Source organism: Marinobacterium mangrovicola (genome assembly GCF_004339595.1).
Taxonomy (GTDB): Bacteria; Pseudomonadota; Gammaproteobacteria; order Pseudomonadales; family Balneatricaceae; genus Marinobacterium_D; species Marinobacterium_D mangrovicola.
Genome location: NZ_SMFU01000009.1, coordinates 557214 through 570920, shown reverse-complemented (window position 1 = coordinate 570920; position 13707 = coordinate 557214). Strand labels below are relative to the sequence as shown.

The window sequence follows — 13707 nt, the reverse complement described above, 5'->3', positions numbered from 1 at the left end:
TATACATCTCGGTTGCAAATCTGCTTTTAGGTTGTATGTTGAATGGAACTGTGCGGATCAGGGGAAGCCTCTCTCCACAGCCTGCAGACGCTGTCAGATACGCACTGCAATCAGATAAATCACTTCCAGTAGAGGGATATCAGATGAAGAAGACACTCACTCCGAAATATCTGGCGAGCGTGATTGCGGGGATGGTGATGACCACCGGCGTCGCTCAGGCAGATACCTGGCGCTATGCCTTTGAAGAGGCACTTACCGATGTTCAGGGTATGTATGCGACCAAGTTCAAGGAGGAGATCGAGAAAAACTCAGACCACGAACTGGAACTCTTCCCTTACGGTACCCTGGGTGAATCTGCAGACATCATGGAACAGGCTCAGGCCGGTATTCTGCAGTTTGTCGACCAGTCTCCCGGTTTCACCGGCGCGCTGATCCCGGAAGCTCAGGTGTTCTTCGTACCCTACCTGTTGCCGAACGAGCCGGAGCAGCTGAACGAGTTTTTCCGCACCAGTAAGGCGATCAACGAGGACTTCAAGGAGCTTTACGCCCAGCACGGTCTCGAGCTGCTGACCATGTTCCCGGAAGGTGCGGTTGCCATGACCACTCAGGAACCGGTGAGCAGCCCGGCCGACCTGGATGGCGTAAAAGTACGTGTCATGACCAACCCGCTGCTGGTGGAAACCTACAAGGCGTTCGGTGCCACCCCGACTCCGCTGCCCTGGGGTGAGGTGTATGGCGGTCTGCAGACCAACATCATCCAAGGGCAGGAAAACCCGGCCTTCTTTATCGAATCCACCAAGATGTATGAGGTGACCGACTACATCACCTATGCGGGTCACAGCAACTTCACCACAGCGGTTATGGCCAACAAGGATTTCTATGATGGCCTGGGTGAAGCGGACCAGAAGCTGATCCAGGATGCTACTGACGTGGCGTTCGAATACATCCTTGATTACCAGAAAGGCCTGGACGAAGACTCCATTGCCAAGATCAAGGAAGCCAAGCCTGAAATGACCATCACCGTGCTCAATGAAGAGCAGCGTGCGCCGTTCAAGGCAGCTGCCAAGCAGGTTGAAGAGAAGTTTGTTGAGATGACTGGTGATAGCGGCAAGGCGATTCTTGATCAGCTTAAGGCTGACCTGGAAGCAGTCACTCCGTAATACAGGGTCCTGTAGAGATCAGAGGGCCGGCCCGGGCGGCCGGCCCTCTTTGTTTTAGATGGCGTTTTTTTAGAAGACGTTGTGCAACCTAACGTCGTGTCAAAAGCCGCTTTTGGAACGGGTTAAGGACTTTTTGGAGAACACCGCAATGTCCAAGGTACTGATCACCAAGGAGGGCTGGTATGGCTGACAAACCAGCGGATAACGAACATTCGTCCGACCTGCCGGGTATTCTCGGCATTATCGACTCATGCATCAGTCGCCTGGAAGCCTGGGGCTTGGCGCTGAGTGTGATTCTGATGGCGGTAAACACCATTGCCAATGTCATCGGTCGTTTTGTTTTCGGCGAAAGTCTCTTCTTCAGTGAAGAGGTCAACCGCATTCTGATCATCCTGATCACCTTCGCCGGCATCGGCTATGCCGCCCGTCATGGCCGTCATATCCGTATGTCAGCGATCTACGATGCCCTGCCTCCGAAGGTGCGCAAGGTGTTCATGGTGTGTATTGCCGTGATCTCCTCAATCTGCCTGTTCGCGCTCTGTTACTTCTCGATTGTGTATATCGAGAAGGTGGCGAGTTCGGGCCGCATCCTGCCTTCACTGCAGATTCCGGTTTACTGGATCTATCTGTGGGTGCCGGTGGGCTTCTTTGTGACCGGGGTGCAGTACGCACTGACGGCGGTGAAGAACCTGGTACAGAAGGATATCTACCTCTCGACCAAGGTGCTCGAGGGATATGACGACACCGAAGTTGAGCTATAGGTAGGGAGACGCGCTGATGGCAGCTACCATCTTTCTGACAATGATCGTCCTGCTGTTGCTGGGTTTCCCGATGATGATCCCGTTGATCATCGGTGCCTTCATCGGCTTTTACGACCTCTTTAACGGGGTCGGTAAAATGGACTTCATGGTGCAGCAGTTTATGGCCGGTATCCGCCCGGCATCGCTGATTGCCGTGCCGATGTTCATTTTCGCCGCGGATATCATGACCCGCGGTCACTCCGCCAACCGGCTGATCGATATGGTGATGAGCTTTGTCGGCCATATCAAAGGCGGGCTGGCGGTGAGTACCGCGACGGCCTGTACCCTGTTCGGTGCCGTATCTGGTTCAACCCAGGCTACCGTGGTGGCGGTGGGCTCACCGCTGCGCCCGCGCATGTTGAAGGCGGGCTACAAGGACAACTTCGTGCTGGCGCTGATCGTCAATGCCAGTGATATCGCCTTCCTGATCCCGCCGAGTATCGGCATGATCATCTATGGCGTGGTCTCCAACACCTCTATTTCCGAGCTGTTTATCGCCGGTATCGGGCCTGGCCTGCTGATTCTGGTGCTGTTCTCCATCTACAGCATGATCTACGCCACCATCCACAATGTCCCCACCGAGCCGAAAGCGAGCTGGGGTGAACGCTTGACCGCCGTGAAACAGGCGGTATGGCCGCTGGGCTTCCCGGTGATCATTGTCGGCGGGATCTACGGCGGTATATTCAGCCCCACCGAAGCGGCGGCGGTCTGCGTACTCTACGCGCTGATCCTTGAGTTCATCGTGTTCCGGGCGATTTCGGCGCGGGATATCTTTGAAACCGCCAAGTCCACCGGTTTGATCACCGGTGTGGTGTTCATCCTGGTGGGCGCCGGTGCAGCATTCTCCTGGGTGATCTCCTTCGCACGGATTCCGCAGGAGATTCTGTCAGCGGTCGGTGTGGCCGAGATGAGCGCCATCGGCGTGCTGTTTGTGATCTCCATCGCCTTCTTTGTCGGCTGCATGTTTGTCGATCCGATCGTGGTGATTCTGATTCTGGTGCCGATCTTTGCACCGGTGGTGGAATCGGTCGGTCTGGATCCGGTGCTGGTGGGTACCATCATCACCCTGCAGGTGGCGATAGGGTCGGCGACGCCACCCTTCGGCTGCGACATATTCACGGCCATGGCGGTGTTCAAGCGCCCCTACATGGAGGTGATTCGCGGTACGCCGCCCTTTGTCTTCATCCTGCTGGCGGTGGCTGTGGCACTGATCTTCTTCCCGGATATAGCGCTCTTCCTGAGGGATCTTGCGTTCGAGAAATAGTAAGGAGGCAAGGTGTTTAAACGGATACTTCTGCCGGTCGATGGATCGGAAGGTGCCTTCGCGGCGCTGAAAGTGGCAGTTGCAATGCAGAAGACCCATGACGCGGAGCTGATGATTCTGTCGGTCTACCGGCATCACAGCCTGCGCGAGGCCTCCATGTCGATGGTGCGCCCGCGGGATCCGGAACATATGGATGATCTGATGCAGAGCTATTCCAAGGAGGTGGCGGAAAGCTTTCGCAAGTACGCCATCGACCAGGGGTGCCCCGGGGTGAGGGCGTTCGTGAAAAGTGGCCATACCGCGAAGACCATCGTGGAATTTGCCGAGAAGAACAAGGTGGAACTGATTATTATCGGCAGCCGCGGACTGGGCGATGCCGAGACCTTTCTGGTCGGCAGCGTCTCACAGAAAGTGGTGGGGATGTCGAAGATACCGGTACTGGTTGTCTGATCTTCCATCCAGGGAGCCGAGTCGCTGGCCACCCCTCAAGGGCTGGTCGGCTCCCATAACAATAACGATTTGAATAGCAGGTTGGACACACGATGAATGCTTGGCCGGACAGTTCCGGTACTGAGGTGGATGAATCGCTGAGTAGCGTTGAACAGCGTTTTGAACATATCTACTCCACGCTGCGCAGCCGCATCTGTCTGCTGGATTACAAGCCGGGCACCCGCCTGTCGGAAGTGGCGCTGGCGAAAGAGTTCGATGTCAGCCGCACACCGGTTCGCCGGGTGCTGGGAAGGCTGGAGCTCGAGGGGTTACTCGAGATTCGCCACGGCGTAGGTACGCTGGTAACCGGTATCGATTTCGCTTATCTGGCCGAGGTTTACCAGGTGCGGATGGAGCTGGTCTGCCATCTGGGCATCATGGCACCGATGCCCCCGTCTGAGGAGCTGCTCGATGCGATCCGCGCAACCCTGGAGCGGGCGCGTAAAGTACCGCACGCGGACAAGCCGAAACGGCTGTTTGCCCAGGTGAATATCGAGTTTTTCGAACAGCTGATGCAGCTCGTCGGCAACCGTGCCCTGCGAGAAGTCGCCACTATTCTGTTTTACCGTTCGTCGCGCATGTGGCCCTACCTGATGCGTGAAGAAACCGTGGCGATGGAAGCTGAACTGTTTGCCAATGAGATCCGCGAAACGCTGCAACTGCTTGAAAGCGGTCAGATGGTCGCCGTTGGCAACCTGCGGCGGCGCCATATCGCCATGGCGCTGCAACGGCTGAAACTGATGTCTTCCGAGAACGGGTTGGTTGCATGAAGCTGATCGATCTTGCTGCTGTGTATCGTGCGCGCCGGTCGATCGCCGGGCGCGTGACGCGCACACCACTGATACCGGCGTTCAGTCTCAGTGATGAACACACCGAGGTGCGCCTGAAGCTGGAAACCACCCAGCCCACCGGCGCTTTCAAACTGCGCGGGGCGGTGAACGCCCTGGCCAACCTGAGCGACGAGCAGCTCGCGCGCGGTGTGGTCTGTGCATCCACCGGTAATCACGGCCGGGCGCTGGCCTGGGGAGCATCCCAGCTCGGCGCGCGCGCCACGATCTGCATGTCGTCACTGGTGCCGCAGAACAAGGTGGAAGCGATTCGGGCCCTGGGTGCCGATGTGCGCATCCACGGACGCAGCCAGGACGAGGCGCAGCAGCTTGTGGATAAGCTGGTTGCCGAACAGGGCATGAATGAAATCCCGCCCTTTGATCACGCCGACGTGATCGCAGGCCAGGGCACCATCGGACTGGAGATTCTCGAAGACTGGCCTGAGGTGGATACGCTGATTATCGGTCTTTCCGGCGGCGGTCTTCTTAGCGGTATCGCATTGGCGGCGAAAGCGATCAAGCCTGATATCCGCATCATCGGTGTCAGCCCGCGCCGGGGCGCGGCCATGGCCGCCAGTCTGGAGGCCGGAAAGCCGGTCGAGGTTGAGGAGCTGGAAACCCTGGCCGATTCCCTCGGCGGCGGTATTGGTCTGGACAACCGCTACACCTACGAGCATGTGCGTTCACTGATGGATGCTTATGTGCTGCTGGAGGAGCGGGAGATCGCTGCCAGCATGCGCCACCTTTACCGTTATGAACAGCTGGTGGCTGAAGGCGCCAGTACCCTGGGGGCTGCCCTGTTGCTGGAGCCGGAACGTCGCCAGCAGATGAACGAGCAGCTGGGCTCGAAGATCGCGATCATTGTCTCCGGTCGTAATGTGGATATGGATGCCTTCACGGCGGTGATCGATGGTACTCACGGGGCCTGGAGAGCGGATAATCCTTAAGCAGCAGTGCTAAGCGGGAGCGAGCATGGCCGATATCAATATACTCACCGAGTCTGAACTCAAGCAGTGCGTCACCCTGACCAAAGAGGTCACCGACGTGATTGCCGCTGCCTTTGCACGGCTGGCGCAGGGTGGTGTGGTGATGCCACCGGTACTGAGCATGGAGCTGCCCCAGGTGAACGGCGAGGTGGATGTGAAAACCGCCTTCGTTCCGGGTATGGATAACTTCGCCATCAAGGTCAGTCCGGGCTTCTTTAACAATCCTCTTAAAGGGCTGCCGAGCCTGAATGGGCTGATGGTGGCGCTCTCCGCCGAGACCGGCATCGTATCCGCCGTGCTGCTCGATAACGGCTATCTGACCGATATCCGCACCGCTGCCGCCGGTGGCGTTGCCGCCCGTTTTATGGCGCCGCAGCGGGTTGAAACCGCCGGCGTGATCGGCACCGGCTTGCAGGCTCGATTGCAGGTGCAGGCGCTGTTGCTGGAACGGCAGGTGGAACGCCTGCTTGTCTGGGGCCGTGATGCGGACAAGGCCAGGCAATACGCCGAGGAACAGACCCAGGCTCTGGGGATTCCCGTCAGTGTTGCCGATAGCGCAGAGGCACTGGTGAAGGCCTCCCAGGTGGTGATCACCACCACTCCGGCAAAAGAACCGGTTATCGATGTGGCCTGGTTGCACCCGGGGCTGCATATCACCGCCATGGGTTGCGATTCGCCGGAGAAAAACGAGATCGATCCCCGTGTGCTGGTGCAGGCGGATCTGGTGGCGGTGGATCGGGTCAGCCAGTCGCTGGAACGCGGTGAAATGCGTTCGGCAGTAAAAGCAGGTTTGATCGATGCGGACACCATACTGCCGGAGCTGCCGGCGATCAGCGCCGGTCTGGTGCCGGGGCGACACTCCGAGGAGCAGATCACCCTCTGCGACCTGACCGGCACCGGCGTTCAGGATACGGCGATTGCCGACCTGGCGTTGCGTATCGCCGCGGAGAGAGGCCTGGGTACGCTGATCAAAAGTTAAGCCCGATGGTTCGATGCGCAGGAGCGGATGCGCACGGGAATAAGAAAGAGAGATAAAAGCCTGAATGCGTATACGACTGGATGATCGTGATATTCAGATGCTGTCGATCCTGCAACGGGAGGGACGCATCACCAAAACCGAGCTGGCGCGCCGGGTGAATCTGTCGCCGACGCCCTGCTGGGAACGGCTGCAGCACCTGGAAAAGGTCGGCGTGATCGAAGGCTATGGTGCCCGGGTGGCCTGGTCTGCCCTGAGTCGCCAGACCATCGTCTTTATGGAGGCGGAGCTAAACAGCCATCAGGCAGCGGATTTCACCAAGTTCGAACGCGCCATGCAGGAGCAGCCCGAGGTGCTCGAATGTTACGCCCTCGGCGGCGGTATCGACTACCTGTTGAAGGTGATTGCGCCCTCGGTGGACGACTATCAGCGCTTTGTCGATCGCATGCTGAACGCCGATATCGGTTTGCGTCGTTACTACACATATATCGTTACCAAGCGGGTCAAGGATACGGAGTTCGTGCCGGACAGCCTGCTGGAAACTCTCAAAGGCTAATTGCTGCTAACCTGCGCTGGCAGAGAGTCGGCGAACAGGCCGGGTTCTGCTAGAATTTTGCCTTTGCGATCAGAGGGTAGCTAGCGACATGAAACATCTGGGTCATCTTTACATCGTTTCGGCTCCATCGGGCGCCGGCAAGACCAGCCTGGTAAAGGCGCTTCTGGAGCGGGACTCCCAAGTGGTGGTGTCGGTTTCACATACCACGCGTCCGCGTCGTGAAGGCGAAATCGAGGGTGTGGACTACAACTTCGTCACGCCGGAACAGTTCGAGGCCAAGATCGAGAAAGGCCAGTTCCTCGAGTACGCCGAGGTATTTGAGAACAAGTACGGCACCTCCCAGGTGTGGGTCAAAGAGCAGCTCGATAAGGGCCTGGATGTGATTCTGGAGATCGACTGGCAGGGAGCGGAGCAGGTGCGCCGCCTGATGCCGGAAGCGCGCTCGGTGTTTATTCTTCCGCCGAGCCGTGAAGTACTGGAGCGCCGTCTGCGTGGCCGTGGCACCGATACCGAAGAGGTGATTCAGCGCCGCCTGTCGAAAACGGTTTCCGAGATCAGCCACTACACCGAGTTCGATTATCTGATCATCAACGATGACTTCGAAACCGCGCTGGCGGATCTCTCCTCGGTGTTCCGCAGTGCGCGTCTGACCCAGGATCGGCAGCAGCAGAGACATGAGGCTTTGCTCGCCAGCCTCTTGTCTAAGCTTTGATCGAAACGTAAACTAGCTGACCGTTTTTATTTTAATCACCTAATTTCCCGCCGAGGACTGCAATGGCACGAGTAACAGTTGAAGATTGCCTGGATAATCTCGATAACCGCTTCGAGCTGGTGATGGTCGCATCCCGTCGTGCACGTCAGCTGGCGACTGGTGGCAAAGATGCTCAGGTTGAGTGGGAAAACGACAAACCCACAGTGGTTGCCCTGCGTGAAATCGCCGAAGGCTTCGTCGATCGCACCATCCTCGACGAGCGCGAAGAGGCCTGATCTTTCCCTCCGCTTTCGGATACGGCATCATCATTGAGTAGAGCTTGTCGCCGGCGACGCAGTGTTGATGTCGGCGCTACTGAGGTTTACGAGATATGATGCCGACCATCGATGCACTTTCAGACAATCTGACCGAGTATCTGGATCTGGAACAGATCCGGCAGGTGCGTCGTGCCTATTTCTACGCTGAACAGGCCCATGATGGTCAGCGCCGCAAAAGCGGTGAACCCTACGTAACCCATCCGCTGGCGGTGGCCGGTGTTCTCTCTGAAATGCACATGGATCATCAAAGCCTGATGGCGGCGATGCTGCATGATGTGATCGAAGATACCGAGATCAGTTACGAAGGGATCGAAACCCAGTTCGGCAAGCCGGTGGCGGATATCGTCGACGGCGTCTCCAAGCTGACCCATCTTGAGTTCGAGACCAAGGCCGAGGCCCAGGCGGAGAACTTCCAGAAGATGGTGCTGGCCATGGCGGAGGATATCCGCGTCATTCTGGTCAAACTGGCCGACCGTCTGCATAACATGCGCACCCTGGGTGCCATGCCGCCGGTGAAACAGCGCCGCATCGCCCGTGAAACCCTGGATATCTATTCTCCCATCGCCGCGCGTCTGGGTATGCGTGATCTGCAGGTGGAGCTTGAGGATCTGGCATTCCAGGCTTACTACCCTATGCGCGCCCGTTATATCCGCCGCGCCGTGGTTAAGGCTCGGGGCCAGCGTCGCGATATCATCACCCAGATCGAACAGGCCATTCAGGGGCGGATCGATAAGGAACATCTACCCGGTATCGTCACCGGCCGCGAGAAGCACCTTTACAGCATCTATCGCAAGATGAAGACGCAGAGCAAGGCGTTTTCCGAGATCATGGATGTGTTTGCCTTCCGTGTTGTGACCGAGTCGGTGGACGACTGCTACCGCATCCTGGGTGCTGTGCATAACCTCTACAAGCCGGTGCCGGGTCGTTTCAAGGATTACATCGCCATCCCCAAGGCGAACGGCTACCAGTCGCTGCATACCGCGCTGTTCGGTGCGCGCGGTATCACCATCGAGGTGCAGATCCGTACCCGCGAGATGGATGCCGTGGCCAGCCAGGGGATTGCCGAGCACTCCCATTACAAGGTCTATGGTGACTCCGACAGTGCGGTAGGTTCCTACAACCGCGCCCGCAAGTGGGTGCAGGGGCTGCTGGAGATGCAGCGTCGCGCCGGCGACTCCATGGAATTCATCGAGCACGTCAAGAAGGACCTGTTCCCGGACGAGGTCTACGTGTTCACGCCCAAGGGCCGCATTCTCGAGCTGCCACGTGGTGCGACCCCGGTGGATTTTGCCTACGCCGTGCATACCGATGTCGGCAACTCCTGCGTTTCCTGCCGTATCAACCGTCGCCTGGCGCCGCTGTCGGAAGCGCTGGATAGCGGTCAGACCGTGGAGATCATCACCACGCCGCGCGCCCAGCCCAACATGGCCTGGCTCAACTTCGTCGTCACCGGCAAGGCGCGTTCCAGCATCCGTCACTTCCTGAAGAATCAGCAGCGTCACGAATCCGTGGAGCTGGGCCGGCGTCTGCTGAACCAGTTCATGGCGAACTATGGCGCCGGTATCGACGATATCGATCCGGACAAGCTGCAGGCCCTGCTGGATGAGGCGGAACTGAAAAACCTGGATGCCCTGCTGGAAGATATCGGCATGGGTAACCGCATGGCCTATGTGGTGGCGCGTCGCTTGAGACCGGAGGTCGCGCCGGACAGCGAACAGACCCAGACGCTCTCCCCTCAGGGCAAGCCGCTGGCGGTGCATGGTACCGAGGGCATGGTGATGCACTATGCCCGCTGCTGCCACCCGATCCCCGGCGATGCCATCGTCGGTCATATCAGCACCGGTCGCGGACTGGTAGTGCACCGTACCGATTGCCGCAATATCCGCTACATGCGTGAAGACCCGGAAAAATGCGTTTTCCTTGAGTGGTCCAGCGTGGCGGAAGAGGAATATCCGGTGGCATTGATGCTGTCGGTGGAGTCCCAGCGCGGCATTATTGCCCATCTGGCGATGGCGGTCGCTTCGGCAGGAGCGAATCTGCTCAAGATCGATAGCGGTGAACGGGAAGGACAGCTATACAGTGTTCAGATGGAACTGACCGTATTCAACCGAATTCACCTGGCGAAGGTGATCAAGCAGCTGCGCAGGCAGCTGGGCGTAAACCATATCGCTCGTCTCTAAGATCTCTTCTGTCTCTGTGTTGTGTCAGTTCTTTATTGAAAGTTAAAGGTTTTTGCGGTCATCGGGCGGTCATTCATATAATCTGCTTCAATCGCTGGAACGTATTGAATGGGCATCGATACAAATTCCTGACTTAGCGTTTTCCAATCCGGAGATTTTCAGTGACTGTAGGTGTGCAGATCCCCGCATATGACAACCCAGGAGGCGCCTGTGTCCGGCTCGTGCTGATGCATGATGCCGAAGGCAAGGTACTGGTTCTGGTACCCTCCGACAAACTGCTCAACATGGCTGCCGTGTGGTCGCTTTCGGGCCGCAAGCTGCGGGCCGTAAGAGGCGAGGATACGCAGCGCTATTTCTCCCAGGGCGGGCTGCAGAGTGAAGAGGGTCAGCAGCGGCTGATGCACTCCTTCACCTTGCTGGTGGATGCTTCCCTGCAGGGCCAGAGCGAGATCAACCTCTGCGAGCTGCGCAGTGGGCTGAGTTTCCAGTGGCGTGTTAATACAACGCCAGAGCAGAAAGTGCTTTACGGCGAGTTGGCGCAGGAGCCTGAAACCATCCCGCTGCAGAGCGGTGCCGAGGCGGGTCGTGATGCCGTGGTGATCACTCGTGCAGTGGAGCGTTTTACCGCGCTACGTATTCAGCAGCGTCTTGAAGATACCCTGGGTTTGCCGGCGCTGGCTCCCACAACCCAGAAGATCATCATGCTGCGCTCGGATCCGGATTCCGGCGTTGATGCATTGGTCCCTGTGGTTCGTCTGGACCCCAGCCTTTCCGCTCAGGTGATGAGCTGGGCGGCATCGCCCTATTACGCGGCGCCGGGCAAGGTGGAGTCGATTGAAGATGCGGTGATTCGCGTACTGGGCTTCGACCTGGTGGTGAACCTGGCGCTGGGAATCGCCATGGGTCAGGTGCTCAACCTGCCGGAAGATGTGCCCCGCGGCTCAACCCCGTACTGGAAACAGTCGGTTTATACCGCGACCCTGTGTGAGCTGCTGACCCGCCGCATGCCGATCGAAACCCGCCCCAAAACGGGCCTGGCCTATCTTTCCGGGCTGTTGAATAATTTCGGCTATCTGGTGCTGGCGCATCTGTTCCAGCCGCAGTTCTCCATTCTGTCCCGCTACATCGAGGCCAATCCGCATCTGGAGCCCCAGCTGGTGGAGCAGCATGTGCTGAAGGTCACGCGGGATCAGGTGGGCGGCTGGCTGATGGACAGCTGGAACCTGCCGTCAGAGGTGTGTTCGGGTATTCGTCAGCAGCAGTTTGAACTGCCGATCGGTGATGGCGAGCCCTATGCCCGCCTGTTAAGGCTGGCTCAGGCGCTGCTGCGTCGTGAGCAGCTGGCCGATGGGCCGATCACGACCCTGGAGCCGGATATGTATGAGCCGCTGGGCTTGAGTGATGGCGATCTCGAAGATGCCGTGGCTGCACTGCTTGCTAACCGCGACAGCCTGGATCAGTTGACCCATACCCTCAGCAGGCATCGGACGGCGGTCTGAGCCTGACTCAGTTATCCGCCTGATCCAGTTCCTCCTGGAGTAGCTCGAGCGCTTCGAGCTGCTCCATCCAGGCTTCCTCGATCTCCTGCTGTTCACGGGTCAGGCGTGCCTGATCGGCCAGCAGCGTCTTTAGCTGTTCCTTGGCGCTGTCATCGTAGACCGCCGGATCGCCCAGTGCTTCTTCCACCTTGGATAGCGCATCGCTGGTTTTCTCCAGCGCCTTCTCCAGCTTTTCCACCTCTTTCTTCAGTGGTCTTAACTGGGCGCGTCGTTCCGCCTCCAGACGCTTCTGCTCCTTGCGCTCGGCAGCGCTGAGTGAGCGGGTCTCCTTCGGGGCCTCTTCATTGGCGCTGGATTGCTCCCGGCGCTGCTGAGCCAGCCACTGGTGATAGTCGTCGAGATCACCGTTGAACTCCTCGACGCCACCATTGGCGACCAGCAGGAAGCGGTCCACGCTGTTACGGATCAGGTGGCGGTCGTGGGAGACCAGAATCAGGGCACCATCGAAAGATTGCAGGGCCAATGTCAGTGCATGGCGTACTTCCAGGTCCAGGTGGTTGGTGGGCTCATCGAGCAGCAGCAGGTTGGGTTTACGCCAGGCGATCAGGGCCAGCGCGACGCGGGCCTTTTCGCCCCCGGAGAAGGAACCCACGGGGTCCAGCGCCTGGTCGCCGATAAAGCCAAAACTGCCGAGGAAGTTGCGCAGTTCCTGGTCCGTGCTTTTCGGCGATATACGTTGCAGGTGCAATAGTGGTGAGGCGTTCAGGTCCAGCGCTTCCAGCTGATGCTGAGCGAAGTAGCCGATCTCCAGGTGTTCGCCCTCGTGGCGCTCTCCGTTCACCAGGTTTATGGAACCGACCAGGCTTTTGATCAGTGTCGATTTACCGGCGCCGTTGTGACCGAGCAGGCCGATCCGCTCGCCCGGCGTCAGTGTCAGTGCGATATCCTTGAGTATGGTGCGGCCCGGATAGCCAAGATCCGCATCGTAGAGCGTCAGCAGCGGCGAGGAGAGCTTGTCGGAGCAGTCGAAAGTAAAGCTGAACGGGCTGTCGATATGAGCCGGGGAGAGTTGCTCCATCCGCTCCAGTTCCTTGACCCGGCTCTGTGCCTGTTTCGCCTTGGAGGCCTTGGCCTTGAAGCGGCGCACAAAGCCCTCGATCTGCTCGATACGGGCCTGCTGTTTCTCGTAGGCGGCCTGCTGTTGCGACAGCTTTTCCGCCCGCAGATGTTCGAACGCCGAGTAGCCACCCTTGTAGAGAGTGAGCTGACGGTTATGCATATGCGCCACATGTCCGACCACGGCATCGATAAAGTCGCGGTCGTGGGAGATCAGCAGCAGTGTACCCGGGTAGAGCTTGAGCCACTGCTCCAGCCAGATGGTGGCGTCCAGATCCAGGTGGTTGGTGGGCTCATCGAGCAGCAGCAGGTCGGAACGGCACATCAATGCCTGGGCCAGGTTCAGACGGATACGCCAGCCACCGGAAAAACTGCTGACCGGGCGCTCGGCGTCGCCGGGCATAAAGCCCAGGCCGTCGAGCAACTGGTGGGCGCGGGAGTCGGCACGATAGCCGTCGATGGCGTCGAGTTCGGCATGGAGTTCGCCGATGCGGCCCGCCTGATGGGCGGCTTCTGCCTCGGCCAGTTGCTGCTGCACCTGGCGCAGGCGCGCATCACCGTCGAGCACGTATTCCAGCGCCGTACGATCGGTGGCGGAAACCTCCTGTGCCATATGGGCGATAGAAAGCCCTGCGGGTAACTTGAGCTCGCCGGCATCCGGCTGCAGCTCGCCCAGCAGCAGTTTAAAGAGGCTCGATTTACCGACGCCATTGTTACCGACGATGCCGACCTTCCAACCTGAGTGCAGGGTGAGATTGGCCTGTTCCAGCAGGGGAAGGGCGCCGCGGTTTAAGCTGAGATTCTGGATCTGTATCATGGCGCTGA

13 protein-coding genes are annotated in these 13707 nt (G+C 58.7%); 12 read left to right on the top strand and 1 reads right to left on the bottom strand.

The features are described from left to right. Positions 1-143 precede the first annotated feature (143 nt). The 12 genes from CLV83_RS15115 to CLV83_RS15060 all read left to right on the top strand — a co-directional run bounded on the left by CLV83_RS15115 (position 144) and on the right by CLV83_RS15060 (position 11766). Positions 144-1160: a TRAP transporter substrate-binding protein gene (locus tag CLV83_RS15115; protein WP_132294060.1), complete on the top strand. Its 1017-nt coding sequence runs from the start codon at positions 144-146 to the stop codon at positions 1158-1160. Positions 1161-1342: 182 nt separating this feature from the next. Further along, positions 1343-1921 carry a TRAP transporter small permease gene (locus CLV83_RS15110; protein WP_132294057.1) on the top strand — a complete coding sequence of 193 codons (579 nt, stop codon included), beginning with the start codon at positions 1343-1345 and terminating at the stop codon, positions 1919-1921. A 16-nt stretch (positions 1922-1937) separates the two neighbouring features. After that, positions 1938-3224 (top strand): TRAP transporter large permease, encoded by a 1287-nt coding sequence (locus tag CLV83_RS15105; RefSeq protein WP_132294054.1) that lies wholly within the window; start codon positions 1938-1940, stop codon positions 3222-3224. A 12-nt stretch (positions 3225-3236) separates the two neighbouring features. Beyond that, positions 3237-3674 carry a universal stress protein gene (locus CLV83_RS15100; RefSeq protein WP_132294051.1) on the top strand — a complete coding sequence of 146 codons (438 nt, stop codon included), beginning with the start codon at positions 3237-3239 and terminating at the stop codon, positions 3672-3674. A 92-nt stretch (positions 3675-3766) separates the two neighbouring features. After that, positions 3767-4483, top strand: a complete 717-nt coding sequence (locus CLV83_RS15095; RefSeq protein WP_132294048.1) for a GntR family transcriptional regulator — start codon at positions 3767-3769, stop codon at positions 4481-4483. After that, positions 4480-5487, top strand: a complete 1008-nt coding sequence (gene eutB, locus CLV83_RS15090) for a hydroxyectoine utilization dehydratase EutB (protein ID WP_132294046.1) — start codon at positions 4480-4482, stop codon at positions 5485-5487. The genes CLV83_RS15095 and eutB overlap by 4 nt, the downstream gene beginning before the upstream one ends. Before the next feature lie 25 nt (positions 5488-5512). Continuing rightward, positions 5513-6505 carry a cyclodeaminase gene (locus CLV83_RS15085; RefSeq protein ID WP_132294043.1) on the top strand — a complete coding sequence of 331 codons (993 nt, stop codon included), beginning with the start codon at positions 5513-5515 and terminating at the stop codon, positions 6503-6505. A 64-nt stretch (positions 6506-6569) separates the two neighbouring features. Next, the gene (locus CLV83_RS15080; RefSeq protein ID WP_132294040.1) at positions 6570-7058 is read left to right on the top strand and encodes an Lrp/AsnC family transcriptional regulator; all 489 of its coding nucleotides are present in this window, start codon (positions 6570-6572) and stop codon (positions 7056-7058) included. Positions 7059-7146: 88 nt separating this feature from the next. Beyond that, positions 7147-7770: a guanylate kinase gene (gene gmk, locus CLV83_RS15075; protein ID WP_132294037.1), complete on the top strand. Its 624-nt coding sequence runs from the start codon at positions 7147-7149 to the stop codon at positions 7768-7770. A gap of 62 nt (positions 7771-7832) precedes the next feature. Beyond that, entirely contained in the window at positions 7833-8045 is a 213-nt protein-coding gene (rpoZ, locus tag CLV83_RS15070; RefSeq protein ID WP_132294034.1) for a DNA-directed RNA polymerase subunit omega, read from the top strand. A 98-nt stretch (positions 8046-8143) separates the two neighbouring features. Further along, entirely contained in the window at positions 8144-10267 is a 2124-nt protein-coding gene (spoT, locus tag CLV83_RS15065; RefSeq protein WP_132294412.1) for a bifunctional GTP diphosphokinase/guanosine-3',5'-bis pyrophosphate 3'-pyrophosphohydrolase, read from the top strand. Between the two features lie 161 nt (positions 10268-10428). Then, a complete protein-coding gene (locus tag CLV83_RS15060) occupies positions 10429-11766 on the top strand; it encodes an aminoacyl-tRNA deacylase and HDOD domain-containing protein (RefSeq protein ID WP_243642397.1) in 1338 nt (445 codons plus the stop codon). Between the two features lie 7 nt (positions 11767-11773). Here the strand turns inward: CLV83_RS15060 and CLV83_RS15055 are convergent, their stop codons facing one another. Continuing rightward, positions 11774-13699, bottom strand: coding sequence for an ATP-binding cassette domain-containing protein (locus CLV83_RS15055; RefSeq protein ID WP_132294406.1), 1926 nt, complete (start codon positions 13697-13699; stop codon positions 11774-11776). Between the last annotated feature and the right edge of the window lie 8 nt (positions 13700-13707).

Coding starts and splice junctions, on each gene's coding strand:
- CLV83_RS15085 (WP_132294043.1), top strand. CDS start 5,513: ATGGCCGATATCAATATACTCACCGAGTCTGAACTCAAGCAGTGCGTC.
- CLV83_RS15055 (WP_132294406.1), bottom strand. CDS start 13,699: ATGATACAGATCCAGAATCTCAGCTTAAACCGCGGCGCCCTTCCCCTG.
- CLV83_RS15115 (WP_132294060.1), top strand. CDS start 144: ATGAAGAAGACACTCACTCCGAAATATCTGGCGAGCGTGATTGCGGGG.
- eutB (WP_132294046.1), top strand. CDS start 4,480: ATGAAGCTGATCGATCTTGCTGCTGTGTATCGTGCGCGCCGGTCGATC.
- CLV83_RS15105 (WP_132294054.1), top strand. CDS start 1,938: ATGGCAGCTACCATCTTTCTGACAATGATCGTCCTGCTGTTGCTGGGT.
- rpoZ (WP_132294034.1), top strand. CDS start 7,833: ATGGCACGAGTAACAGTTGAAGATTGCCTGGATAATCTCGATAACCGC.
- CLV83_RS15095 (WP_132294048.1), top strand. CDS start 3,767: ATGAATGCTTGGCCGGACAGTTCCGGTACTGAGGTGGATGAATCGCTG.
- gmk (WP_132294037.1), top strand. CDS start 7,147: ATGAAACATCTGGGTCATCTTTACATCGTTTCGGCTCCATCGGGCGCC.
- CLV83_RS15110 (WP_132294057.1), top strand. CDS start 1,343: ATGGCTGACAAACCAGCGGATAACGAACATTCGTCCGACCTGCCGGGT.
- spoT (WP_132294412.1), top strand. CDS start 8,144: ATGCCGACCATCGATGCACTTTCAGACAATCTGACCGAGTATCTGGAT.
- CLV83_RS15080 (WP_132294040.1), top strand. CDS start 6,570: ATGCGTATACGACTGGATGATCGTGATATTCAGATGCTGTCGATCCTG.